Here is a 2,186-nt window from a genome sequence, read left to right as displayed (position 1 = left end):
GAAAATGTCAATTGAGTTAGAAAGTGAAAGAGAGAGTCAAACTACATCAAGTAATGTTGAAATACAAAGTGAGGAGGAGGAAGATTTTGTAGATCACAAGATAGAAGAACCTGTTTTGTCCAGAGCAAGCAATGAACAATCAATAGCATTATGATATACGCAACAGCCTTTTATGCAGGATTAAAGCCAGATCCATTATAAAGGTGTCAGAATGGGCAGATGAATACAGGGTTCTCTCGCAAACAGCATCAGGAAAATGGAGAACAGAGAGAACTCCTTATTTAAAGGAGATTTTGTAGACCACAAGATAGAAGAACCTGTTTTGTCCAGAGCAAGCAATGAACAATCAATAGCATTATGATATACGCAACAGCCTTTTATGCAGGATTAAAGCCAGATCCATTATTAAAGGTGTCAGAATGGGCAGATGAATACAGGGTTCTCTCGCAAACAGCATCATCAGAACCAGGAAGATGGAGAACAGAGAGAACTCCTTACCTGAAAGAAATAATGGACTCTTTATCGCCTTCATCACCAGTTGAAAAAGTGATATTTATGAAAGGGGCCCAGATTGGAGGAACAGAAGCAGGGAACAACTGGATAGGCTATATTATTGACCAGACTCCAGGTCCAATGTTAGTGGTACAGCCAACTGTAGAAATGGGAAAACGCTGGTCTAAAGGAAGATTTGCCCCACTTATTGATAGCACACCATGTTTAAAAGATAAAGTAAAAGACCCAAGATCAAGAGATTCAGGCAATACGGTACAGAGTAAAGAGTTTCCCGGTGGAATTGTGGTAATAACTGGGGCGAACAGCAGCGTAGGCCTTCGTTCCATGCCAGTAAAATACCTCTTTCTCGATGAAATTGATGCGTATCCAGGAGATTCAGGTGGTGAAGGAGATCCAGTTTTGCTCAGCATAGCCCGAACTAATACATTTACGCGGCGAAAGATATTTTTGGTCTCAACTCCAACAGTGCATGGAATCAGCAGAATTGAAAAGGAATTTGAAGCTTCAGATAAGCGTTACTTTTTTGTTCCCTGCCCGCATTGTAATCATTATCAAGTTTTAAAATGGACGCAAGTTAAGTGGGAAGATAAAGACCCAAAAACAGCACATTATGTTTGTATCGAATGCAAAGGAAAAATAGAAAATCATCAAAAAACCGAGATGCTTTCACGTGGAGAATGGAGAGTAACAAACGAAACGAAAGGTGGAAAGATAGCAGGGTTTCATATTTCAAGTCTTTATAGCCCAGTTGGCTGGTATAGTTGGAATCAAGCAGTAGAAGATTTTCAGCATGCAAAAGAAAATGAGCAATTACTGAAGGTTTGGATTAATACCACTTTAGGAGAAACTTGGGTAGATAAAGGAGAAGTGCCAGACTGGCGTCATTTATTTGAAAGAAGAGAAAATTATCCAATTGGCACAGTACCAAAAGGAGAAGTAGTCCTTACTGCAGGTGTTGATGTTCAGAAAGACAGAATAGAAGTAGAGGTTGTAGCTTGGGGAAGAAATCGCGAAAGTTGGTCGATAGATTATCAGGTATTTGAAGGAGACCCTGGAAAAGAATTTGTATGGAACAAACTTTCAGAGTTGTTGAATCATCATTTTCTTGGTTCAGATGGCCTTGAATATACGATTAGTATGATGGCAGTAGATGCAGGATATGCAACACAGGAAGTATACAATTGGGTGAGAAGTCAGGGAAGAGTGATGGCAATAAAGGGAGTGAACAAAGCCCTAGTACCGCTTAATAGCCCAAGTAGAGTTGATGTGACAGTGGCAGGTAAAAAGCTCTACAGAGGCATGAAACTCTGGCCAGTTGGGGTATCAATATTAAAGTCAGAATTATTTCAACTACTCAATGTGTTACGGGACGGTGAAAAAGCTCCAGCAGGATATTGCCATTTTCCAGAGTATGCGCCTGAGTATTTTAAACAACTGACAGCGGAACAATTAATTACCAAAGTAGTGAAAGGCTATACTAGGTAGTGTCGACATTTATTTTAACCAAAGATATATAGAAGCAATATGGACAAAAGATAAGAAAGAAATAGCTAATTTATCATAACGAGTAGCAACCCTACGAAAATTCTTGAGTTTATTGAACATTCTTTCGATGAGATTTCTCTCTTTATAAAGCTCTTTATCGTATTCTCTTGGTGTTTTTCTATTGGAAC

Annotated in this window: 2 protein-coding genes; one reads left to right on the top strand and one right to left on the bottom strand. The window is 39.1% G+C overall.

Annotated elements, in window-relative coordinates; translation table 11 throughout:
• Window positions 1–357 precede the first annotated feature (357 nt).
• Window positions 358–1,998, top strand: coding sequence for a phage terminase large subunit family protein (locus IC220_RS07175; protein WP_188153749.1), 1,641 nt, complete (start codon window positions 358–360; stop codon window positions 1,996–1,998).
• Window positions 1,999–2,007: 9 nt separating this feature from the next.
• On the opposite strand, the gene IC220_RS07170 is transcribed toward IC220_RS07175, so the two are convergent.
• Window positions 2,008–2,186 (bottom strand): transposase (locus tag IC220_RS07170; RefSeq protein WP_188152690.1); only part of this gene is annotated, 179 nt, incomplete at its 5' end.

Source organism: Wolbachia endosymbiont of Pentalonia nigronervosa, assembly GCF_014534705.1.
GTDB lineage: Bacteria > Pseudomonadota > Alphaproteobacteria > Rickettsiales > Anaplasmataceae > Wolbachia.
The sequence above is the reverse complement of the archived record's forward strand: the minus strand, read 5'-3'. Positions and strand labels throughout refer to the sequence as shown.